Genomic DNA, 18,323 nt, shown 5'->3' with positions numbered 1-18,323 from the left:
GCGGACTGTGGTGGCTCAGTTGGCGAGCAGGTTGAGTGCGTCGTGGCCCGTGGTGCGCGCTTTAGTGCTATTTCCAGGGTCCCCCAACCGTGCCTGACCTCATCGCAGGAACTCGATTTTTGCTCAGAGGCGGCGGAGGAATGCCGACCGTCGGCCATACAGGGTGAGCAGGAGGGCGGCGATGCCGAGGGCGATCATGACTACCGGCAGCGCCAGCCCGTCGAATGGGGTCAGGAGGAGTGCGCCGAGGATGCCGGCGCCGAAGATTGCCATGTTGAAGGCGACCGGGAGGAACGCGTTGGCGACGTCGGCGTTTTTGCCTCCTGCGGTGGTCAGCGGGCCCTGCAGCTGGGCCGACGCGCCGCCGAAGGCGACGCCCCAGAGGGCGGCGGCGATCACAATGGCCAGGGTCGATGTGTGTCCGATGAGCAGGATGACTCCGGATGCGACGAACGCGGAGACGCTCAGGTGCAGGAGGGGTCGGGGGTGGCGGTCCAGCAGCACTCCGGTGATGGCCACGCCGATGACCGATGCGATGCCATAGATCAGCAGGACGAGGTCGGCGGAGAGGCCGGTTTCTGTGGCGCGGAGGTAGGGGGCAATGTAGGTGTAGATGGTGCTGTGGGCGAGCATCCAGACGACGATGACGGTGAGGATGAGGGCGACTCCGGGGATCCGGAACACGCGCCCCAGGGGAAGCCGCGACGCGGCCGGTTGCCCGGGGGCATCAGGGACGAGTGCGATGATCAGTGCGCCGACGACGAGTGCGAGGACGGAGAGCGCGCCGAAGGACCATCGCCAGTCGAAGGTCGTTCCGATCCAGGCGCCGAGGGGGGTGCCGAAAGCGAACCCGAGGGGCGCACCCGTGGAAACGATGGCCAGGGACAGCCCGGCGTTCTGGGGCGGGCTGATGCGGCGGCCGTAGGCAGCGAGCATTCCCCAGATGATTCCCGAGAACGCGCCGGCGAGGAATCGTGAGACGAGAGACAGTGTCGCTTCGGGGGAGAACGTAGTGAGCGTGTTGGCGATCACGAGTCCGGCGATACTCGCGAGCAGCAGCGGCTTTCGTCGCATGCCGCGTGTGAGGGTGATCGCGGGAATGGTGGCGAGGACCGTCCCGAGGGCGTAGGCGCTGACGAGCAGACCGACAGTTCCTTCGCTTGTGTGGAGGCCTGCTGCGATGACGGGGAGCAGGCCGGCTGGCATGGTTTCGGTAGCGACGAGGATGAATCCCATTGCGGCCAGGGCGACGAGCGCGGCCAAAGGCAGTTTTTGCTGTGCCCTGGCTTCTGGTGCAGGTGTTCGTGTGGGGACGGTTGTCATGTGGCTCCTTTTCGTACGGGTCGGTGATGCCGGGGATCGGGCGTGGAGATCGGCCGCGGCGTGGGGACCAGCGTGCCGTCGGGGTGGGGGATGCGGGCGAGTTCGGACTGTGCCCTTCATGAACACCCGGTGGATGCAGCCGGCCTGGCAGACCTCACACGTGTTATCTGACGCGACGAAGGAGCCGACAACGAAGTCGCCGGGAGCGTACATGACAACACCACGCATAGTTGGCTCTCCTGTTCATCGGGTCCAACCAGTCAAGCTTTATTTGCAGGCGCTGGGGAGTCTCTGTTGAGGGGTGTACGGAGAGGGAACCCCTCCTTCCTCCCTGCCGATTTACCCTTGAACCATGGATAACCGGGCTGAAGTGCGAGAGTTCCTGATGTCGCGGCGGGCACGACTCACACCGGAAGACGCCGGCATTGCCGCAGGGCCGAATCGTCGGGTGGCCGGGCTGAGGCGCAGCGAAGTCGCGTTACTCGCCGACGTCAGCGTGGAGTACTACGCCAAGCTCGAGCGCGGTTCCATCGCGGGCGCGTCAGCGTCCGTGCTCGAATCCGTCGCCCGTGCCCTCCGTCTTGATGACACAGAGCGTGCGCACTTGTTCGACCTGGCCCGCGCGGCAGATGGCATCCCCGCCTCCGGGAGGCCCCGCAAACGCGCCACCACCCAAGCCGGGGCCCGCTTGAGCCTGCAGTGGGCACTGGAAGCGATCACCGAGGGTGTCGCATTCGTCCGCGACCCTTACCAGAACCTGCTCGCGACCAACGCCTTGGGGCGCGCCTTCTACTCGCCGGTGATTGGAGACAGTGGCCGCACCCCAAACCTCGCGCGATTCCAGTTCCTCGACCCGGCTTCGCGCGACTTCTACCCCGACTGGGAGCTGTTCAGCGAGATGTGCGTCGGCATCATGCGTGCCGAAGCGGGCCGGGACCCTCACGACCGCACAATGCAGGACCTTGTCGGAGAGCTCTCGACACGAAGCGAGACCTTCCGCGCACTATGGGGCGCGCACAACGTACGCACCCATGGCTCCGGAACAAAACGCTTCCATCACCCCGTGGCCGGGGAACTTACCTTGGCGTACGAAGAACTCGCGATCACCGCCGAGCCAGGCCTCGTGCTTTTGGTTTACACCGCAGAGCCAGGCTCCCCCTCAGCGGAACGACTCCGCCTCCTCGCAAGCTGGGGAGCGAGCGAGCACACGCCCACCGAAAGCCACCGAACCACGAGCTGACAAAGAGTTTCACCCGCTCTGGCTCCTGAAAGCATAAGGATTTTCTCTTCTCGAGCTATTTATGAGCAGCCCTTCGGCCAGACGCTCATGAACTCGTTTCCGGAATTCGCGCCAAGCATTTCCGGGATTTCACCCCCAGCGGGTGAGGTCCATGCCGGGCTTAACGCCAACAATAGTCATACCCTCCACGGGTAGAGCTGAGGGACAGGCCGTTCCGGCAACGAGAACGCATCTTTGAGAGCAGGTAGGACAAATGAGTTTCTGGGAAAACTCGTGGGATATTTTCTGGTGGTTCTTCACTGGGTCCGTATTCTTTGCCTACCTGTTTGGTGTTTTTGCGGTTATCGGTGACCTCTTTCGCGATCAGGGACTGAACGGCTGGTGGAAGTCGGTCTGGATCTTCTTCCCGGGCTTCCTGCCCGTTTCCCAAGCCAAGGTACTCCTGGAGGCTGGAACCGTCAGAGCTGAGGAGTTTGAAATAGTCAAGAGCCGGGTGCTGGTTTGACGGCCTTCGCGGCATCGAAGTAGGCAGCCGTGCGCGGATTCTTCCAGGACGCTGAAACGTTTGCGTTGCTCCTGCTCGCGGCCCACATATTACTCGTCACCGTCGCAGCTGTCCTCGTGTCGATGAATCGCCGTCCATCCTCGGCTATTGCCTGGGTGCTCGCCATAATTTTCATACCGATCCTTGGTGCCGTCGCGTATTTCTTTGTCGGTTACTCGAAACTGCCCAAGGCGCGCCGGGACAAACAGCGCGAAGTCAACGCTCTGGTGCTGGCGCGGACTGAAGGCAGCCCGCTGATTAGCCGCGGCCTTGACTGGCCGGAGTGGCTGCATTCGGCGGTGGTGCTGAACAGCAACCTTGGGGCGCTTCCTATGGTCGCGGGCAACAGTGCGACCCTGCTAGGCGACTACAACGGCACTTTCGATGCCATGATCGCTGAGATCGATTCGGCCACCAGTTATGTGCACGTGGAGTTTTACATCCTGGTGTTGGACGCAACGACGGCGCCGTATTTTCAAGCGTTGGCACGAGCAAGATCACGCGGCGTTGACGTCCGGGTTCTGTCCGATCATCTGGCTGGCCTAAAGTTTCCCGGCCGGAAAGAAACCTTGGACTTCCTCGAGGAGATAGGGGCGGAATATCGCCCCATGCTGCCGGTGCGGCCGTGGCGCGGCGAATGGCAGAGGCCGGACCTGCGCAATCACCGGAAGATCTTCGTCGTCGATGGCCGCGTGGGATTCACTGGGTCCCAGAACGTCATTGACGCGAGCTACGACACGAAGGGCAACCTGAAGCGCGGGCTCCAGTGGCACGAGCTGATGATGCGCGTCGAGGGACCTGTGGTCCGGGAGCTGGATGCGGTCTTCGCAACGGACTGGTACAGCGAAACGGGTGTGATACTGCCACTGGATTCAAGCCCCCTAGGAGTCAGCCAACGTTCCGCGCTCGTTGACGCACAGGTCCTGCCCAGTGGTCCCAGCTTCGACAACGACAACAATTTGAAGCTCTACGCGACGCTTATCCACAAAGCTGAGCGTCGCGTCAGCATCACCAGTCCATACTTTGTCCCGGACGAATCCATCTTGATGGCTATTGTCACGGCGGCCGCGCGGGGGCTAAGCGTCGAGCTCTTTGTTTCCGAGGTCGGAGATCAGAGCATGGTCTATCACGCGCAGCGTTCCTACTACGAGGCACTGCTCCGCGCCGGCGTCAGAATCTACCTCTACCGGGCGCCCAAGGTGCTGCATTCTAAGCATTTCACCATCGATGAGGAGGTTGCGGTGATTGGGTCCAGCAACATGGATGTCCGTTCTTTCAGCCTCAACATGGAAGTATCCGTACTTGTGCACGGGCGCGGTTTTGTGGACGCAATTCGCGAGATCGAAGACGGGTACCGCGTGGAAAGCCGTGAGCTGCAGCTCGAGGACTGGATCCGGCGGCCCATAGCGCAAAAAGTATTCGACAACCTGGCGCGCCTGACGGCGTCCCTCCAATAGGAAAAGGGTCCAGACCCGACGGCGCTGAAAACAGCGAAGCCCTTGCGGGGAAGCCGCGGTTAGCGGCCGTTGTACTCGTCGTCTGTTATGTGCTCTCCCCAAGTGGTGGTCTTGGACGGGTCTTCGCCGTTTTGGAGCATGGCAATGTGTTCCATGAAGCAGCCCGGGGCGGCGGCGTGCCAATGCTCCTCGCCGGGCGGGGTGTAGAGCGTCTGCCCGGGTTGGACTTCGATGATCTTTCCGTCTCTGGTACCGAAACGGCCTACACCTTGGGTGATGCGCAGATACTGGCCGTGCTGGTGGGAGTGCCAGGCTGTGCGTGCTCCGGGCGCGAAGCGGACGGTCGCCACGACCATCGTCTGGTCAGACGCGTGGGGCAGCGCGATCGGGTCGAGCCAGACGTCGCCGGCGAACTGGGCCGCCGGGTTTTTCGTGGTGGGCACGGAGGGTTCGATGTTCATGATTTTCCTTACTCGTTGTCTGTGAAGAGCTGTCTGGCTACGCCCATGGCAGACATGCCCTTGGGCCAGCCGGCGTAGAGCGTGACGTGGGTGATGGCTTCAATGAGCTCCTCTTGGGTCACGCCGTTCTCGATGGCGCGACCGAGGTGGAAGCCCAACTGGGCGGTGTTCCCGCCGGCGGTGAGCACGGCCACGGTGATGAGGCTGCGGTCCCGTGCGGAGAGTTCGGGCCGGTTCCAGACGTCTTCGAAGAGCACGTCGTCGGTGAGCTCGGCAAGCTTTGGCGCGAAGTCGCCGAACATCTTTCGGCCGCCTCCGAGCTGCTTGGGTTGGTCAGTCATGATGATCCTTCTTTCGGTTTGGAATTTTTCGTGCGTCAAATGGACGGGCTGCGTGGGAATTACCAGGTTGATGCGACGGTGCGTGTGATGACCCACTCGTCCTCGTGGGGCTCGAACCAGGAACGCAGCGTCAGGCGCCAGGTGGCTCTGGAGCCCCAGATCGTGGCGTCGGTGAGTGTGCGGGCGGTCAAACCGGGCGTGGTCCCTTCCGTGTTGATGGTGGCCTCCATTGTTTCCATCCGGTGGTACTGCATCTGGCCGGTATCGATGGCATCAAGCCATTCCGCTTTCGACTGCACGTATCCGGTCATGTGGGTGAGGGTGAATTCGTCGGCGAGGATGCTGTCCAGCTCCGCCACGTCCCCGGCCACCATCGCCTCGCACAGGGTGTCATAGAGCGCTTTACCGCCGCGGCGGTCACGCCTGTCACCGTCGCCGCTCCTGCGCCGTGAGTTCGTGGGTACCGTAGCTGTTGTCGTCGGGGTTGACGGTCACGCCGGGGGCGACGAGCTGGTCGATGCGGTCCAGAACGTCGCTGGACAGAGTGATCTCGGCGGCCGGCAGGTAGGACTCGAGCTGTTCCATGGTGCGCGGTCCGACGATCGCTGCCGTGACGCCGGGGTGGTTGATCACGAACGCTATGGCGAGCTCAATGAGCGTCAATCCGGCCTGTTCGGCCAGCTGCGCGAGATCTTCGACGATGTCGAGTTTTCGCTGGTTGGCCGGGCTTGTCATGTCGAACCGGGCATTCGGACGCACGGAAGAGGTGGGTGCGGACGCCGAGTCTTTCCGCCAGCGCCCGGAGAGCCAGCCGCCGCTGAGCGGGCTGTAAGTGAGGGTACCCATGCCGTGGCGCTGCAGCGTCGGGAGGATGTCTTCCTCGATGCCGCGGACCAGGATCGAGTACGGCGGCTGCTCGGTGACGAACCGCTGCAGGTTCCGTTCACGGGACGCCCACTGGGCTTCCACGATCTGGGATCCGGAGTACGACGAGGAGCCGATGTAACGGACCTTCCCCTGACGGACGAGGTCGGTCAGGGCGCCGAGGGTTTCCTCGACATCCGTGTCGGGGTTGGGCCGGTGGACCTGGTACAGGTCGAGGTAGTCGGTGTTCAGGCGGCGGAGGGAATTTTCGACCTCGCGGATGATCCAGCGGCGGGATCCACCGCGCTGGTTGGGGTCCTCGCTCATCGGCATGAAGAACTTCGTGGCGAGGAACACGTCGTCGCGGCGTCCCTCGAGAGCCTGCCCGACGATCTCCTCGGATGCCCCGCCTGAGTAGACGTCGGCGGTGTCGATGAAGTTGATGCCAGAGTCGAGGGCGCGGTGGATAATCCGGATGGCGTCCGTACGGTCGTCGTTGCCCCAGGGGCCGAACATCATCGCTCCGAGGCATAAGGGACTGACCTGCACGCCGGTGCGGCCAAGTGGGCGATATTCCATGGTGGTGTCTACTCTCTGTCTCAGGCTTCGGGGATGACCATGGCGAAGCGCTCTTCGCGGGCCTCGTCGGGGTCCGGTCCGTTGCGCACGCCCGTATCGAGCGCGTCGACGGCGGCGAGTTCGTCGGCACTGAGTTCAAAGTCGAAGACGTCGAAGTTCTCGGCGATGCGTGCGGGGTTGCTCGACTTCGGGATGGCTGAACGGCCCTGCTGCAAGTGCCAGCGGAGCATGACCTGGGCTGGGCTCTTGCCGTGCGTTTGTCCGATGCTGGTGATCGTCGGGTCTTCCATCACGTTCCTGCGGTCCTCGCCCCATCCCGGGTAGAAGGTGATGCCGCCGATCGGTGACCATGCCTGGGTGAGGATACCGTGTTCGGTGTCGGCTGCCTGGACGTCCGGCTGGGTGAAGTACGGGTGCAGTTCGATCTGGTTCACGGCCGGGATGATCTCGGTGGTCGCCAGCAGCTGCTCGAGGTGGTGCGGCATGAAGTTGCTGACGCCGATCGCCCGCACGCGCCCGTCGGCGAGCAGGCGCTCAAGTGCTTTGTACGCGGCAACGGTTTTCTCGAACCGGTCCGGGGCGGGCTGATGCAGGATGAACAGGTCCAAGTAGTCAACGCCGAGCTTGCCCGTCGCCTTATCCCAGGCATGCAGCGTCTCGGCGTAGCCGTAGTCGCTGACCCAGACCTTGGTCTCGATGAACACCTCCGAACGGTCCAGGCCCGAGTTGCGGATGCCCTCACCCACCTCCCGCTCATTGCCGTACGCGGCGGCGGTATCGATATGCCGGTAGCCGGCAGCAAGCGCGGCCTCGACGGCGGCCGTGGTCTTCTCGGGGGCGCTTTGGAAGACGCCCAGACCGAGGGCGGGCATCGTAATGCCGTTGTTGAGAGTAAGTTTCATGTCCATGCCTTTCACGGTATTCAGAGGTGCGCAGTTGTGGGAGGGCACATCATTACCTCCATCGAGCGGGAGGCGGCACCGCGAGGGGTGCCGCTCGTTGCTGTTGCCCTGGGCTTGCCGGGCCGGCCAGCTCAGCGCACGCGCTCGGCCTCCGGTACGGGCACGGCCATCCGGGGTGCCCTGGTGCGGCGGGCAGCCAGGTCTGCGGGCAGAATGAGGGCCGCGGTGACGGCCAGGGCAAGGAGGAGTAGGACGCTGCCCGTGGTCAGCGCAACGCTGACCTGCGCGGCCAGGTGCGCTACGGCAGAGCCCGTGGTCGGGACGGTGGCTGCGGCAGCGACCGCGAAGCCAAGCCCGAGGCAGGTGCCCACCTGGTGGAAGGTGTTCACCAGGCCGGATGCGGCGCCGGCGTCGGACACAGGGGCGCCGATAATGCCGAACGAGGTCAGTGGCGCAAAAGCGAGGCCCTGACCGGCGCCGATGAGGATCATCGGCAGAGCGACGCCAGTCAGGTATGCGGAGTCGACTCCGGCGCGGCTGAGCCAGAACATCCCGGTCAACGTGAGCAGGATCCCGGTCAGGAGCGGGACCGATCCTGGCATCCGGCCAACTTGCCGGGGGATGCTCATCGCGACGGCGAAGTTGACCGCCGTCATGGGTAGGAATCCAATGCCGGCCTGCAGCGGGTCGAAGCCCAGCACTTCCTGCAGGAACTGGGTGGTGAAGAAGAAGAACCCGATCATTGCGCCCAGATAGAGGAAGCGGGCCAGGTAGGCGCCGGTGCGGCGGCGGCTCGCGAACAGGCGCAGCGGCAGGATCGGCTGGGCCGCCCTGCGCTCTATCAGTACGAACACGACCAGGAGTACGGCTCCAACCGTGACGGCCGTGATTGTGATCGGTGAGACCCAGCCGGCGTCGGTGGTGTTGATGATGCCGAACACGAGAGCGCCGACACCCAGTGTGGCGCTGAGCGCCCCGAGCACGTCGAAGCGGCCGCGGGCCCGGCCTGTTTCCGGGATGAACCGTGGGGCGAGGGCGATCATCGCGGCGCCTATAGGTACGTTGACGAAGAACCCGGCGCGCCAGGAGATCCAGTGGGCCAACGCCCCGCCGATGACCAGCCCGAGGCTGGCACCAATCCCGGCGGTAGCGCCGTACAACGCCACGGCCCGGGTGCGCTCGCGGCCCTCCGGGAAGCTCGCGGTGAGTAAGGACAGTGACGCGGGCGCGACGATCGCGGCTCCGATACCCTGAACGGCGCGGCCGGCGATCGCCCACCACCCCGCCGGGGCGACCCCGATCAGCAGGGACGCGATCGAGAACACCACCAGCCCGAAGACGAAGACACGGCGCCGGCCGAGCAGATCGCCTGCCCGGGCGCCAAGGAGGAGCAGGCCGCCGAAGACCAGCGTGTAGGCGTCCTGGACCCATGAGAGTTCACCGGTGCTCAGCCGCAGGTCTGCCTGCAGGCTCGGCAGGGCTGTGAAGATGACCGAGTTGTCCAGCAGGATCATGAAGTAGCTGACGAGGATGATCACCAGGATCGCTGCCGGGTGGGGAACGGTTGCGGGTTCAGGTTTCATGCTTTCAATGCAACCGTGAATTCTTAAGGGCCGGGAGTCACTGTCGTTCCGGGTACTGTCAGTCCCTCCCTCGTCCCATCGACGGCGCGTAGCGTGGAGGCCATGACACACAGCGACGACGTGCGGAAATTCCTGACCTCCCGCCGCGCAAGGATCACACCCGAGGAGGCCGGGCTGCCCGCCTATGGCGGCAACCGGCGCGTTACCGGGCTGCGCCGCGAGGAAGTCGCCATGCTCGCCGGAATGAGCATCGATTACTACATCCGCCTTGAACGGGGAAACCTCTCCGGCGCCTCGGACAGCGTCCTCGAAGCGCTCGGGCGTGCCCTGAAGCTCGACGACGCCGAAACGGCCCACCTTTTTGATCTGGCCCGAGCCGCGACTTCTTCCCCCCGGGTGCGGCGCAAGCGCAGCCCCCAGACGGTGCGGCCGAGCGTGCAGCGCGTCGTCGATGCGATCACGATGGCGCCGGCCTGGGTCCGCAACGACCGAGGGGATGTCCTCGCCTCCAACGAACTGGGCCGTGCCCTTTATCTGGACATGATGGCAGAGGGGCCCACTCCGCCAAACAGCGCACGCTTCACCTTCCTGAATCCGAGAGCGCGGGAGTTCTTCGCCGATTGGGAACGCGCAGCGGACGACGTCGTCGCCGTCCTGCGCTCCACGGCCGGGAAGAACCCCTACGACAAGGACCTCACGGATCTGATCGGTGAACTCTCCACCCGCAGCGAGGAGTTCCGCACCCGGTGGGCCCGTCACGACGTGAAGTACCACCGCGCCGGCCGGAAGCGGCTCCACCACCCGATCGTTGGCGACTTGGACTTAAGCTTTGAAGCACTCGAGCTGCCCGCAGACCCGGGACTGCGCATCAACGTGTACACAGCAGATCCCGGGACACCCTCCGAGGACGCACTGAAAGTCCTCGCCAGTTGGGCCGCGACCCAGCAGCCCACCCCGCAGATCCCCCTCAAGGAGAAGAAGTGATCGACCGTCCCTCCACCGTGCTCATCGTTGGCGCCACCGGCAGCATCGGCCGCCACGCAGTGGCCGATGCGCTGCGGCAGGGTTACGCGGTCCGGGCGCTCGTGCGCGACCACGCACGCGCCGCCCGCCTTCTTCCCGAAAGTGTGGAGCTGGTGAGCCGGGATCTGACTCGTCCCGAAACCCTCGGGCCGGCCGTCGACGGAGTTGACGCAATCGTGTTCACCCACGGATCCACGACCAGCGAACGCGACGTGCGGGACAACGACTACACCGGCGTCGCCAACGTCCTCAAAGCCTTGGGCGGCCGCCGGACGCGCATCGCGCTCATGACTGCTATTGGCACCGCACGACCAGGCGTCGCCTACGCCCAGTGGAAGCTGCGCAGTGAGCGGCTCACCCGCCGACGGCGTTATCGCCAGGGACCAAATCGCCCGCGTCCTCATCGACAGTCTTCACAGTGATGCGGCCGACCACAAAACCTTCGAACTCGTCGCCGACCACGGACCCGAACAAGACGACCTCACCGCCGTCTTCACCTCCCTGACGCCAGACTCAGTCGAATCTCTTGATGCAGCCGAAGACATTGTCGACCTCCCTGCCGCCAATGAGCCCGGAATGTTCCGCCACGACCTCGCCACAATCACAGCAAGAACCCTCAAAGCCCGGCACTAAATCGGAGCTCCTGCTCCGCCTGACGGCCACGGGCCGCTCCGCCGTCGGCGCGCTATCCCCCCGATGCAGCAAAGAATCCGGTCATCGATCCCAATTCTCCGGAGGTGGGTGGATTTGCTCCCTGCCGGGAGCAAGTGATCGCAGCGGCTTTGTTCGCGTATGCGGCCAAGGCATGCAGTTCGTCCGGGCTAAGGTCTTGCAGCCGTGATCTGGATGCGGCCCCGAGTACGTCCATTTGCGCGAGTCCGGAGATCAGTCCGGCCATGAAGGAGTCCCCTGCCCCGACAGTGTCGGTCACGGTGATAGATTCTCCGGGCATCTCCACACGGCAGCGTCGGGTGAGGATCACGGGGCCCTGGGCGCCACGGGTCAGTGCCACTAACGATGGTCCGAGCTCCAGCCACGCTGCCATCGACTCTTCCTGGGTCCGGTCGGGGTAGAGCCAGCGGAGATCTTCATCGCTGGCTTTGACGATGTCGGCGACGGCAACGAAGTCTTCTGCCCGTTGGCGGGCGGCAGTTGGTTCGGGGTTGATGGCGGGCCGGCAGTTGGGGTCGAAGCTGATGGTGGCGTGCGGCCGGGCCGCCTCGATCAGTCCCCGTACCGACGTGCTGCCCGGGGGGAGCGCTGTTGCGATGGAGCCGGTGTGGACATGGAGTGAGCTCTCCACTGCTGCCAGGGCCGGGATGGAGGCCCCGTCAATATCCCAAGCGACGGCGAACGAATATTGCGCGGCTCCGGTGGCGTCCAGGGATGCCAGCGCGATTGATGTCGGCAGGGAACCGCCGACAATGGCACGGACGCCGTTTCTGTCCAGATGCTCCGCGATCATCCGCCCATGGCGGTCTTCGGCGAAGTGCGTGATGAGGCTGGTTCGGAGGTCCAGACGGGCGCAGCCGACGGCAACGTTCAGGGGGCTGCCTCCGGGATGGGTTTCGGGCGTGGTGTTTCCTCGGCGCGGGTCATCGATGATGTCGACAAGTGATTCGCCGATGACGGTGACCAGGGAGACGTTGTCAGAGAGGTCTGGGTGGGGACCGTTCTCGGGTGGTGGCATGTCTGCTTCCTTGCAGGTTGGTGCTGAGCGTGGTTGCTGATGTCCCGAAGCTGCCGGGCCTAGCGGCCCGGGTAGACGACGGCTTTCAGCTGGCCGGTCCGCTTGCCCGCCTTCAGGGCTTCTTCGGATTCGGCGAGGGTGAACTTGCCGGTGACCAGGATGTCCAGGTCCACCTGGCCGTCGGCGATGAGCTGGATGGCCAGGGGCCAGGTGTTGGTGTAGCGGAAGACGCCGGAGAGCCAGATTTCGTGGTTCTGGATGTAGGAGACGGGGAGTTCGACGTCGTCGCCCCCGAGCCCGACCAGGATGACCCTGCCGGCGGGGCCCACGGCTTTGATGCCCGAGCGGACGGCCTGCGGGGCGCCGGAGGCGTCGATGAAGGCATCGACGTCGAGACCTTCGACGCTGTCGGTCCGGGCGTTGAGGGCGTGCGTGGCGCCGTGTTTCAAGGCGAAGGCCAAGCGGTCTTCGGCGATGTCGCTGATGTAGATTTCGGTGGCGCCGTAGGCGCGGGCGGCTTGGGCGGCGATGATGCCGATGGGGCCGGCGCCGGCGATCAGGACCCGGCTGCCGGGCTTGATCTGGGCGCGTTCGCAGGCCCAGAGGCCGACGGAGAGCGGTTCGATGAGGGCGGCTGCCTCGTCGCTGACGCTGTCCGGGATGTCGTAAGCGAAGTCGCTCTGGATGGTGACGTATTCGGCGAAGGCTCCGTCGATCGGCGGGGTGGCGTAGAACTCGATGTCGGGACACAGGTTGTACCGTCCCGCTTTGCACTGCTTGCATTTCCGGCAGGGCCGCTGCGGTTCGACGGCGACCCTCTGGCCGATGCGGCCCGAGTTAACGGCGCTTCCGACGGCGGCGATCCGGCCGGAGAGCTCGTGGCCGAGGATCAGCGGGTGGTCCACGATGTAGTCGCCGATCCGGCCGTGCTCGTAGTAGTGGACGTCGCTGCCGCAGACGCCGACGGCGGCGACCTTCACCAGGACCTGGTCCGCTTCCAGCTTCGGGACGGGCAGGGTTTCCATGGCCATGTCGCCCTGGCGTTTGAGGACGGCGGCGCGCATGGTGGCCGGTAGTTCGGGATGTCCGGAGGTGCGAGACTGTGCGGTTGATGTGGTCATCGAAGGATTCCTTACGAGTCGAAGGGGCCGGTTACTTGACGGCGCTATTTGACGGCGCCGAGGGAGAGTCCCTGGACGAGTTTGTCTTGGGCGGCGAAACCGGCGAAGAGTACGGGCAGGGAGATCACGACGGCGGCGGCGCAGACCTTGGCGAGGAACAGTCCCTGGCCTGAGACGAAGCCGGTGAGGAAGACCGGGGCGGTGCCGGCCACGACGCCGGTGAGGACCCGGGCGAGGAGGAGTTCGTTCCAGCTGAAGATGAAGCAGATCAGGGCTGTGGCGGCGATGCCGGGCATGGCCACGGGGGCGACGACCTTCCGGAGCGTCAGCAGCAGGCCCGCGCCGTCGATCTGGGAGGCCTCGAGCATTTCAACGGGCACTTCGTCGAGGAAGGAGCGCATCATCCACACGGCGATGGGCAGGTTCATCGAGGTGTACATCAGGCCCAGGAACCAGATGTTGTCCAGCGCGCCGGCGGTTTTGGCGAAAAGGTAGAGCGGCAGGACGGCCGCGACGACGGGCATCATCTTGGTGGAGAGGAAGAAGAACATGACGTCGGTCCACTTCTTCACCGGACGGATGGACAGCGCGTAGGCGGCCGGGATGGCCAGCAGCAGGACCAGGATGGTGGAGAAGATCGAGGCGGTGGCTGAGTTGATCAGCGACGGCCACGGGCTGACACCGGACGTTGCCCCGAAGAATTCCTTGTAGGCGTCCAGGTTAAGGTCGGCAGCGACGGAGGGCGGGTTGGTCGCGGCGTCAACCTCCGAGTGGAACGAGGTCAGGATCATCCACAAGACCGGTACCGCGAACAGCAGGGCCAGCAGCCAGGCGGCGATGCCGGCGGCCGTGTTATTGCGGGTAGGGTCCATGCGTGACTTGCCGCGGCGTCGGGAACCGGTGGTGCGGGCGGGCGGGGCGGGGACTGATGCCCGGGGTTCGGCCGGGGTGAGCGTGCTCATCGTGCTGCCTCCTTCTTGAAGAGCGAGAATACGGTGCGGAGTGCGAAGGTCGCCACGATGATGGTGCCGATGACCACCACGACGCCGGCTGCGGACGCCAGCCCGTATTCGTTGGCGTAGTAGAACGTCTCATAGATGGCGTAGGGCAGGTTGGCCGTGCCCAGGCCGCCGGACGTGATGACGAAGGTAGCGTCGAAATTCTGCACGATATAGATGGCCCCGAGCAGTCCGCCCAGTTCCAGATACTGCCGCAGGTGCGGCAGCGTGAGGTGGCGGAAAATGTCCCAAGGACTGGCGCCGTCCATCTGGGCCGCTTCGACGGTGTCCATCGGACGGGACTGAAGGCCGGCCAGCAGGATGAGCATCATGAACGGGGTCCACTGCCAGACCAGCGAGACGATGATGGCCATCAGCGGCGCCTGGGACAACAGGTCCGGCTGGGGCGGGGCGTCGCTGCCGAAGAGCGACCAAATCCAGGTGAGGGCGCCGTTGATCAGGCCGTACACGGGGTTGAGGATGGCATGCTTCCAAATGAGGGCCGCGGCAACCGGAACTATGAGGAACGGTGCGATCAGCAAGGTTCGGGCCAGGCCGCGGCCAATGAACTTCTTGTCCAAAAGCAGGGCCAGGCCGAGGCCGAGGACCAGGCTGGCCAGGACCACCGAGACCGTCTCGACGATGGTGGTGACGATCGCCTGCAGCATGTAGGGATCGGTGAGGACCTGGACGTAGTTCTCAATGCCGGCGAACCCGGTCTTGTCCGGGCTCAGGCTGTTCCAGTTCATGAACGAAATGATGAGTGTCACCACGAACGGAAGCTGGGTGACGATGATGAGGAAGATCAGTGCCGGCAGCAGCGGTGCGCGCCGTGCCCAGGCCACGGCGCGTTCCCGCGCCCTGGCGTTCTTCGAAGGTGTGGCTGTGCTGCTCCCGTGCCGGGAGACGCGCGCCGTTGCGGTAGTCATGATGTTCTCCTGCGGTTCGGTTGTTACTTCTTGTACTTGTCGCCGACTTTTTGTGCGGCTTCCTGGCCCTTGGCCACCGCGTCCGCGACGGTGCCCTGGCCGGCGATGGCGGAGCTGACAGCTTGGGACACCCTGGTGCCCAGGGCGGCGAACTCGGGAATGCCGACAAACTGGATGCCGACGGCCGGTCGCGGCTGGACGCCGGGGTTTTTGGGATCGGCGTTCTCAATGGCAAAGCGTTCGGCCTTGAAGAACGGCGCGGCCTGCTGGAAGTCGGCGTTCTCGTAGGTGGAGATGCGCTTGCCGGACGGGACCTTGGCCCAGCCGAGCTTGGCAGCGACCAGTTCCTCGTATTTCTTGGAGCTGGCCCAGGCAATGAACTTCCCGGCAGCGTCCTGCTTCTTTGAAGCCGCCTGCATGGCCCAGGACCAGGTCCACAGCCAGCCCGAGGACTTAGTCTCCTTCACCGGGGCCTGGGCGTAGCCGATCTTGCCCTTCACGGGGGAGGCATCCGCTTCCAGAGCTCCGGCCGCCGAGGTGGCGTCGTACCACATCGCGGTCTTGCCTTGGCTCATGTTGTTCAGGCATTCGGAGAACCCGGCCTGGGCGGCCCCTGCTTCGCCATGGTCTCGGACCAGCTTGGTGTAGAAATCGACCGCCGCGGTGAACTCGGGAGCGTTGACCTTTGCGTTCCAGTCCTTGTCGAACCAGGTCCCGCCGAACGTGTTCACCACGGTGGTCAGGGGTGCGAAGACCTGGCCCCAGCCGGGCTCGCCGCGCAGGCAGATGCCCTTCATCCCTGGCGCTGCCCCGTCGACCTTGGCGGCGAGGTCGGCGACCTCGTCCCACGTCGGTTTCTCCGGCATCGTCAGGCCCTTGGCGTCGAAGATGTCTTTCCGGTACATCAGGAAGGAAGACTCTCCGTAAAACGGTTCACCATAGAGCTTGCCGTCCTTGCCGGTCAGCGAGGCGGTGTAGGCCGGAAGGATGTCCGCCTGATTGAACTCGGCATCCTTGGCCACGTTGTCCAGCGGCGCCAGCCAGCCGTTGGCTGAATAGAACGGGATCTCGTAGTTGGACAGCGACGCAACGTCGTACTGCCCGGCCTGGCTCGAGAACTCCTGGCTGATCTTGGCGCGGACGTCGTTTTCCGGCAGAACGGTGAAGTTGACCCTGATACCGGTGTCCTTGGTGAAGTTATCGGCGGTAAGCCGCTGCAGGTCCTCCATCTGGGGGTTGTTCACCATCAGGACATTGATGCTGTTGGGGTCGCCGGCGGAATTGCCTCCACCGGCGCCTGCGCAGGCCGAGGCGCTGAGCGCCACGCACAGGGCGCCTGCAGCCAACGCGGCGACGCGTATTTTTGCGCGCATTAAGGACTCCTTTGTTCTTCAGGGGGTGCGATGCCGCCCATTCCGACTGCTGCGTCGGGGTGCGGGGCCGAAGACCGGCTCGAGTCCGGTTGCTTTGCTGCTGTTCCTCAAGAATAGGCCTGTGGGATATGACACAACTAGCGTCCTGGTTGCCAATTTCTGATACTAATTTTCGCCGCCCCCGCTCCAAGAAGCCGCTAACCTAGGGGAAGGCGCTTAGGTGCCGTCCAGATTTCATAACCACTCACCAAACGGAGAATTGCAATGACTGCCGCGGAGCCTCCCGACGGAGCAACTGCCAGGCTGGCCGAACGGTTGCTGGGCATGCACGCCAACCGGGAGGTCATCCCGCCCGACCCCAACCACTCGGTCCGGTGGCATGAGCACGACTATCCCAGCCCGGTAGCGCGCTGGAATTATCATCCCGAGTACGAGATCCACCTCATCCGCAAGGGCACCGGAAAATTCATCGTCGGAGACCACATCGGCACCTTCGAGGCCGGCCAGGTGTCTCTCGTGGGGTCGGGACTGCCGCATGATTGGGTCAGCGACCTTGAGCCCGGCGAAGTCCTGGAGAACCGGGACGCCGTCATCCAGTTTGACGGAAGATGGGTCGAGCAGACCGCTGCCCTCGTCCCTGAACTGGCCGAGCTCAAACCCCTGCTGGAAGAGTCCGCACGCGGCGTCGAGTTCCTGGGCCGCTCGGCCGCGTCGGCCGCAGCGTCCATCGAGGCGATGGGCGCCACCACCGGATTGGATCGGCTCCACCACCTCTTGGAGCTATTTACAATTCTGGCGCGGGCGCCCCAGGAGGAACGGCGCTACCTTGCCGACGAATGGTTCAGGCCGCAGCTGGACGGCCAGGCCGCGGCCGTGGTGGACATGGTTCTTGAGTACGTATTCAGCAATCACGCCGGCAGCGTCAAGATGTCGGAGGCCGCAGCCATGGTGGGAATGCCGGAGCCGACATTCTCGAAGTACTTCAAACGTGCCACAGGCCAGAACTTCAGTGACCTGGTCCGGAAACTTCGCCTGGCCCACGCACGGCGCCTGCTGGAACGGAGCGAAAAAGCGATCTCCGAGATCTGTTACGAAGTCGGCTTCTCGAATCTATCCAACTTCAACCGGCACTTCCTCAACGACGCAGGGGAAACTCCACGGCAGTACCGGCAGCGCGTCCGAAGCTAACCACACCGCGCCATTCCAAGCTGCGACTTAACCGCCATTCTCGACTAACGGGCGCAGGAAGGGGTCAGTTGTGGGATGGTGCCCGAGCTGAAAAAGTGTTGAGGGCAAAGGCTGGCGTTGGCTTTGGGGGAGACGACAGCATGAAGCCAGAATCAAGGTCCCCCTTTGGCCTCGCGAAGTCCATGTCCAGCTGATCGATGATCTTTCTGGGGGGGGGGGGGATGCCGAGGAAACCGTGCGGTTTTCAATCGAGGGCACCGACTACGAAACAGACCTGTCAGCCGCGAACGCGGCCGAACTGCGCTGTTGCCCGGACGCTGTTAGGACTAAGCCGGTATTAGGTCTAGCGTGGGGAGAAGGAGCCTGCGCGCATGAATGCGCGCCGGCAGGGGGCCGGATGGGGATCCGGGGTCGTCTTCGCATCGGTGGGGCCGGCGTCAGGGATTCACTAACAACGCCTTACAACGCCTCTGGGGTCTCAAAGGCGAAAGAACGGAACAGCGATGATGGCTGACCCGGAAGACCACCTGCACAATAGCTTTGCCGGCCGTGGCGTGTATCTGCTGGACGACCACGAGGTCGTGAGGCGGGGCCTGCGCCAGCTGATCGAGTCCGATGGTCTGAGCGTCGCCGGGGAATCAGGATCCGCCCGCGAAGCAGTCCGGCGGATCCCTGCCCTTCGCCCGGAGCTGGTCATTCTTGACGAT

20 protein-coding genes and 1 pseudogene are annotated in these 18,323 nt (G+C 64.3%); 9 read left to right on the top strand and 12 right to left on the bottom strand.

The window, feature by feature from the left end:
* Window positions 1-123: 123 nt before the first annotated feature.
* Window positions 124-1,323 (bottom strand): MFS transporter, encoded by a 1,200-nt coding sequence (locus tag BLR03_RS21445; protein WP_091256338.1) that lies wholly within the window; start codon window positions 1,321-1,323, stop codon window positions 124-126.
* 352 nt (window positions 1,324-1,675) lie between these two features.
* On the opposite strand from BLR03_RS21445, the gene BLR03_RS21440 reads away from it, so the two are divergent.
* From BLR03_RS21440 to cls, 3 genes are all read left to right on the top strand, one after another.
* Window positions 1,676-2,563: a helix-turn-helix transcriptional regulator gene (locus tag BLR03_RS21440; RefSeq protein WP_091256336.1), complete on the top strand. Its 888-nt coding sequence runs from the start codon at window positions 1,676-1,678 to the stop codon at window positions 2,561-2,563.
* Window positions 2,564-2,816: 253 nt separating this feature from the next.
* The gene (locus BLR03_RS21435; protein ID WP_091256334.1) at window positions 2,817-3,068 is read left to right on the top strand and encodes a hypothetical protein; all 252 of its coding nucleotides are present in this window, start codon (window positions 2,817-2,819) and stop codon (window positions 3,066-3,068) included.
* A gap of 29 nt (window positions 3,069-3,097) precedes the next feature.
* The gene (gene cls, locus BLR03_RS21430) at window positions 3,098-4,564 is read left to right on the top strand and encodes a cardiolipin synthase (protein ID WP_091256333.1); all 1,467 of its coding nucleotides are present in this window, start codon (window positions 3,098-3,100) and stop codon (window positions 4,562-4,564) included.
* A gap of 59 nt (window positions 4,565-4,623) precedes the next feature.
* On the opposite strand, the gene BLR03_RS21425 is transcribed toward cls, so the two are convergent.
* The 6 genes and pseudogenes from BLR03_RS21425 to BLR03_RS21400 form a co-directional block, all read right to left on the bottom strand.
* Window positions 4,624-5,025: a (R)-mandelonitrile lyase gene (locus BLR03_RS21425; protein WP_091256331.1), complete on the bottom strand. Its 402-nt coding sequence runs from the start codon at window positions 5,023-5,025 to the stop codon at window positions 4,624-4,626.
* An 8-nt stretch (window positions 5,026-5,033) separates the two neighbouring features.
* Window positions 5,034-5,366, bottom strand: a complete 333-nt coding sequence (locus BLR03_RS21420; protein ID WP_091256329.1) for a carboxymuconolactone decarboxylase family protein — start codon at window positions 5,364-5,366, stop codon at window positions 5,034-5,036.
* Between the two features lie 59 nt (window positions 5,367-5,425).
* Window positions 5,426-5,755: pseudogene (locus BLR03_RS21415) on the bottom strand (nuclear transport factor 2 family protein); the annotation flags it as partial.
* A gap of 37 nt (window positions 5,756-5,792) precedes the next feature.
* Window positions 5,793-6,809 carry an aldo/keto reductase gene (locus BLR03_RS21410; RefSeq protein ID WP_091256325.1) on the bottom strand — a complete coding sequence of 339 codons (1,017 nt, stop codon included), beginning with the start codon at window positions 6,807-6,809 and terminating at the stop codon, window positions 5,793-5,795.
* Window positions 6,810-6,829: 20 nt separating this feature from the next.
* Window positions 6,830-7,711: an aldo/keto reductase gene (locus BLR03_RS21405; RefSeq protein ID WP_091256372.1), complete on the bottom strand. Its 882-nt coding sequence runs from the start codon at window positions 7,709-7,711 to the stop codon at window positions 6,830-6,832.
* A gap of 131 nt (window positions 7,712-7,842) precedes the next feature.
* Window positions 7,843-9,294: an MFS transporter gene (locus BLR03_RS21400; RefSeq protein WP_091256324.1), complete on the bottom strand. Its 1,452-nt coding sequence runs from the start codon at window positions 9,292-9,294 to the stop codon at window positions 7,843-7,845.
* 102 nt (window positions 9,295-9,396) lie between these two features.
* Between BLR03_RS21400 and BLR03_RS21395 the strand changes: the two genes are divergently transcribed.
* The 3 genes from BLR03_RS21395 to BLR03_RS24760 are packed head-to-tail and all read left to right on the top strand — an operon-like array spanning window position 9,397 to window position 10,950.
* Window positions 9,397-10,278 carry a helix-turn-helix transcriptional regulator gene (locus tag BLR03_RS21395; protein ID WP_091256322.1) on the top strand — a complete coding sequence of 294 codons (882 nt, stop codon included), beginning with the start codon at window positions 9,397-9,399 and terminating at the stop codon, window positions 10,276-10,278.
* On the top strand, window positions 10,275-10,739 hold the full coding sequence (locus BLR03_RS21390; RefSeq protein ID WP_217639829.1) for an NAD(P)H-binding protein: 465 nt from the start codon (window positions 10,275-10,277) through the stop codon (window positions 10,737-10,739). Before BLR03_RS21395 ends, BLR03_RS21390 begins: the two co-directional genes overlap by 4 nt.
* Window positions 10,663-10,950 (top strand): hypothetical protein, encoded by a 288-nt coding sequence (locus BLR03_RS24760; RefSeq protein ID WP_217639828.1) that lies wholly within the window; start codon window positions 10,663-10,665, stop codon window positions 10,948-10,950. Before BLR03_RS21390 ends, BLR03_RS24760 begins: the two co-directional genes overlap by 77 nt.
* Before the next feature lie 52 nt (window positions 10,951-11,002).
* On the opposite strand, the gene BLR03_RS21385 is transcribed toward BLR03_RS24760, so the two are convergent.
* The 5 genes from BLR03_RS21385 to BLR03_RS21365 are packed head-to-tail and all read right to left on the bottom strand — an operon-like array spanning window position 11,003 to window position 16,428.
* Window positions 11,003-12,007, bottom strand: a complete 1,005-nt coding sequence (locus tag BLR03_RS21385; protein WP_091256321.1) for a carbohydrate kinase family protein — start codon at window positions 12,005-12,007, stop codon at window positions 11,003-11,005.
* A gap of 59 nt (window positions 12,008-12,066) precedes the next feature.
* Window positions 12,067-13,128 (bottom strand): NAD(P)-dependent alcohol dehydrogenase, encoded by a 1,062-nt coding sequence (locus BLR03_RS21380; RefSeq protein ID WP_091256319.1) that lies wholly within the window; start codon window positions 13,126-13,128, stop codon window positions 12,067-12,069.
* A gap of 44 nt (window positions 13,129-13,172) precedes the next feature.
* Window positions 13,173-14,090 carry a carbohydrate ABC transporter permease gene (locus tag BLR03_RS21375; protein WP_091256318.1) on the bottom strand — a complete coding sequence of 306 codons (918 nt, stop codon included), beginning with the start codon at window positions 14,088-14,090 and terminating at the stop codon, window positions 13,173-13,175.
* A complete protein-coding gene (locus BLR03_RS21370; protein WP_091256316.1) occupies window positions 14,087-15,055 on the bottom strand; it encodes a carbohydrate ABC transporter permease in 969 nt (322 codons plus the stop codon). Before BLR03_RS21370 ends, BLR03_RS21375 begins: the two co-directional genes overlap by 4 nt.
* A 23-nt stretch (window positions 15,056-15,078) precedes the next feature.
* A complete protein-coding gene (locus tag BLR03_RS21365) occupies window positions 15,079-16,428 on the bottom strand; it encodes an ABC transporter substrate-binding protein (protein WP_091256315.1) in 1,350 nt (449 codons plus the stop codon).
* Window positions 16,429-16,692: 264 nt separating this feature from the next.
* On the opposite strand from BLR03_RS21365, the gene BLR03_RS21360 reads away from it, so the two are divergent.
* From BLR03_RS21360 to BLR03_RS21350, 3 genes are all read left to right on the top strand, one after another.
* The gene (locus tag BLR03_RS21360; RefSeq protein WP_091256313.1) at window positions 16,693-17,616 is read left to right on the top strand and encodes an AraC family transcriptional regulator; all 924 of its coding nucleotides are present in this window, start codon (window positions 16,693-16,695) and stop codon (window positions 17,614-17,616) included.
* 151 nt (window positions 17,617-17,767) lie between these two features.
* Window positions 17,768-18,130, top strand: a complete 363-nt coding sequence (locus tag BLR03_RS21355; RefSeq protein WP_091256311.1) for an Lsr2 dimerization domain-containing protein — start codon at window positions 17,768-17,770, stop codon at window positions 18,128-18,130.
* Window positions 18,120-18,323 (top strand): response regulator (locus tag BLR03_RS21350; protein ID WP_175460654.1); only part of this gene is annotated, 204 nt, incomplete at its 3' end. The genes BLR03_RS21355 and BLR03_RS21350, both read left to right, overlap by 11 nt.

The organism is Arthrobacter sp. ok909 (genome assembly GCF_900104405.1).
Lineage (GTDB): Bacteria > Actinomycetota > Actinomycetes > Actinomycetales > Micrococcaceae > Arthrobacter > Arthrobacter humicola.
The sequence above is the reverse complement of the archived record's forward strand: the minus strand, read 5'-3'. Positions and strand labels throughout refer to the sequence as shown.

What these genes read in the sequence shown, in the direction of transcription:
- BLR03_RS21370 (WP_091256316.1), bottom strand. Translation starts at nt 15,055, where the DNA reads ATGACTACCGCAACGGCGCGCGTCTCCCGGCACGGGAGCAGCACAGCC.
- BLR03_RS21410 (WP_091256325.1), bottom strand. Translation starts at nt 6,809, where the DNA reads ATGGAATATCGCCCACTTGGCCGCACCGGCGTGCAGGTCAGTCCCTTA.
- BLR03_RS21440 (WP_091256336.1), top strand. Translation starts at nt 1,676, where the DNA reads ATGGATAACCGGGCTGAAGTGCGAGAGTTCCTGATGTCGCGGCGGGCA.
- BLR03_RS21385 (WP_091256321.1), bottom strand. Translation starts at nt 12,007, where the DNA reads ATGCCACCACCCGAGAACGGTCCCCACCCAGACCTCTCTGACAACGTC.
- BLR03_RS21365 (WP_091256315.1), bottom strand. Translation starts at nt 16,428, where the DNA reads ATGCGCGCAAAAATACGCGTCGCCGCGTTGGCTGCAGGCGCCCTGTGC.
- BLR03_RS21435 (WP_091256334.1), top strand. Translation starts at nt 2,817, where the DNA reads ATGAGTTTCTGGGAAAACTCGTGGGATATTTTCTGGTGGTTCTTCACT.
- BLR03_RS21400 (WP_091256324.1), bottom strand. Translation starts at nt 9,294, where the DNA reads ATGAAACCTGAACCCGCAACCGTTCCCCACCCGGCAGCGATCCTGGTG.
- BLR03_RS21445 (WP_091256338.1), bottom strand. Translation starts at nt 1,323, where the DNA reads ATGACAACCGTCCCCACACGAACACCTGCACCAGAAGCCAGGGCACAG.
- BLR03_RS21405 (WP_091256372.1), bottom strand. Translation starts at nt 7,711, where the DNA reads ATGAAACTTACTCTCAACAACGGCATTACGATGCCCGCCCTCGGTCTG.
- BLR03_RS21375 (WP_091256318.1), bottom strand. Translation starts at nt 14,090, where the DNA reads ATGAGCACGCTCACCCCGGCCGAACCCCGGGCATCAGTCCCCGCCCCG.
- BLR03_RS21360 (WP_091256313.1), top strand. Translation starts at nt 16,693, where the DNA reads ATGACTGCCGCGGAGCCTCCCGACGGAGCAACTGCCAGGCTGGCCGAA.
- BLR03_RS21395 (WP_091256322.1), top strand. Translation starts at nt 9,397, where the DNA reads ATGACACACAGCGACGACGTGCGGAAATTCCTGACCTCCCGCCGCGCA.
- BLR03_RS21425 (WP_091256331.1), bottom strand. Translation starts at nt 5,025, where the DNA reads ATGAACATCGAACCCTCCGTGCCCACCACGAAAAACCCGGCGGCCCAG.
- BLR03_RS21380 (WP_091256319.1), bottom strand. Translation starts at nt 13,128, where the DNA reads ATGACCACATCAACCGCACAGTCTCGCACCTCCGGACATCCCGAACTA.
- BLR03_RS21420 (WP_091256329.1), bottom strand. Translation starts at nt 5,366, where the DNA reads ATGACTGACCAACCCAAGCAGCTCGGAGGCGGCCGAAAGATGTTCGGC.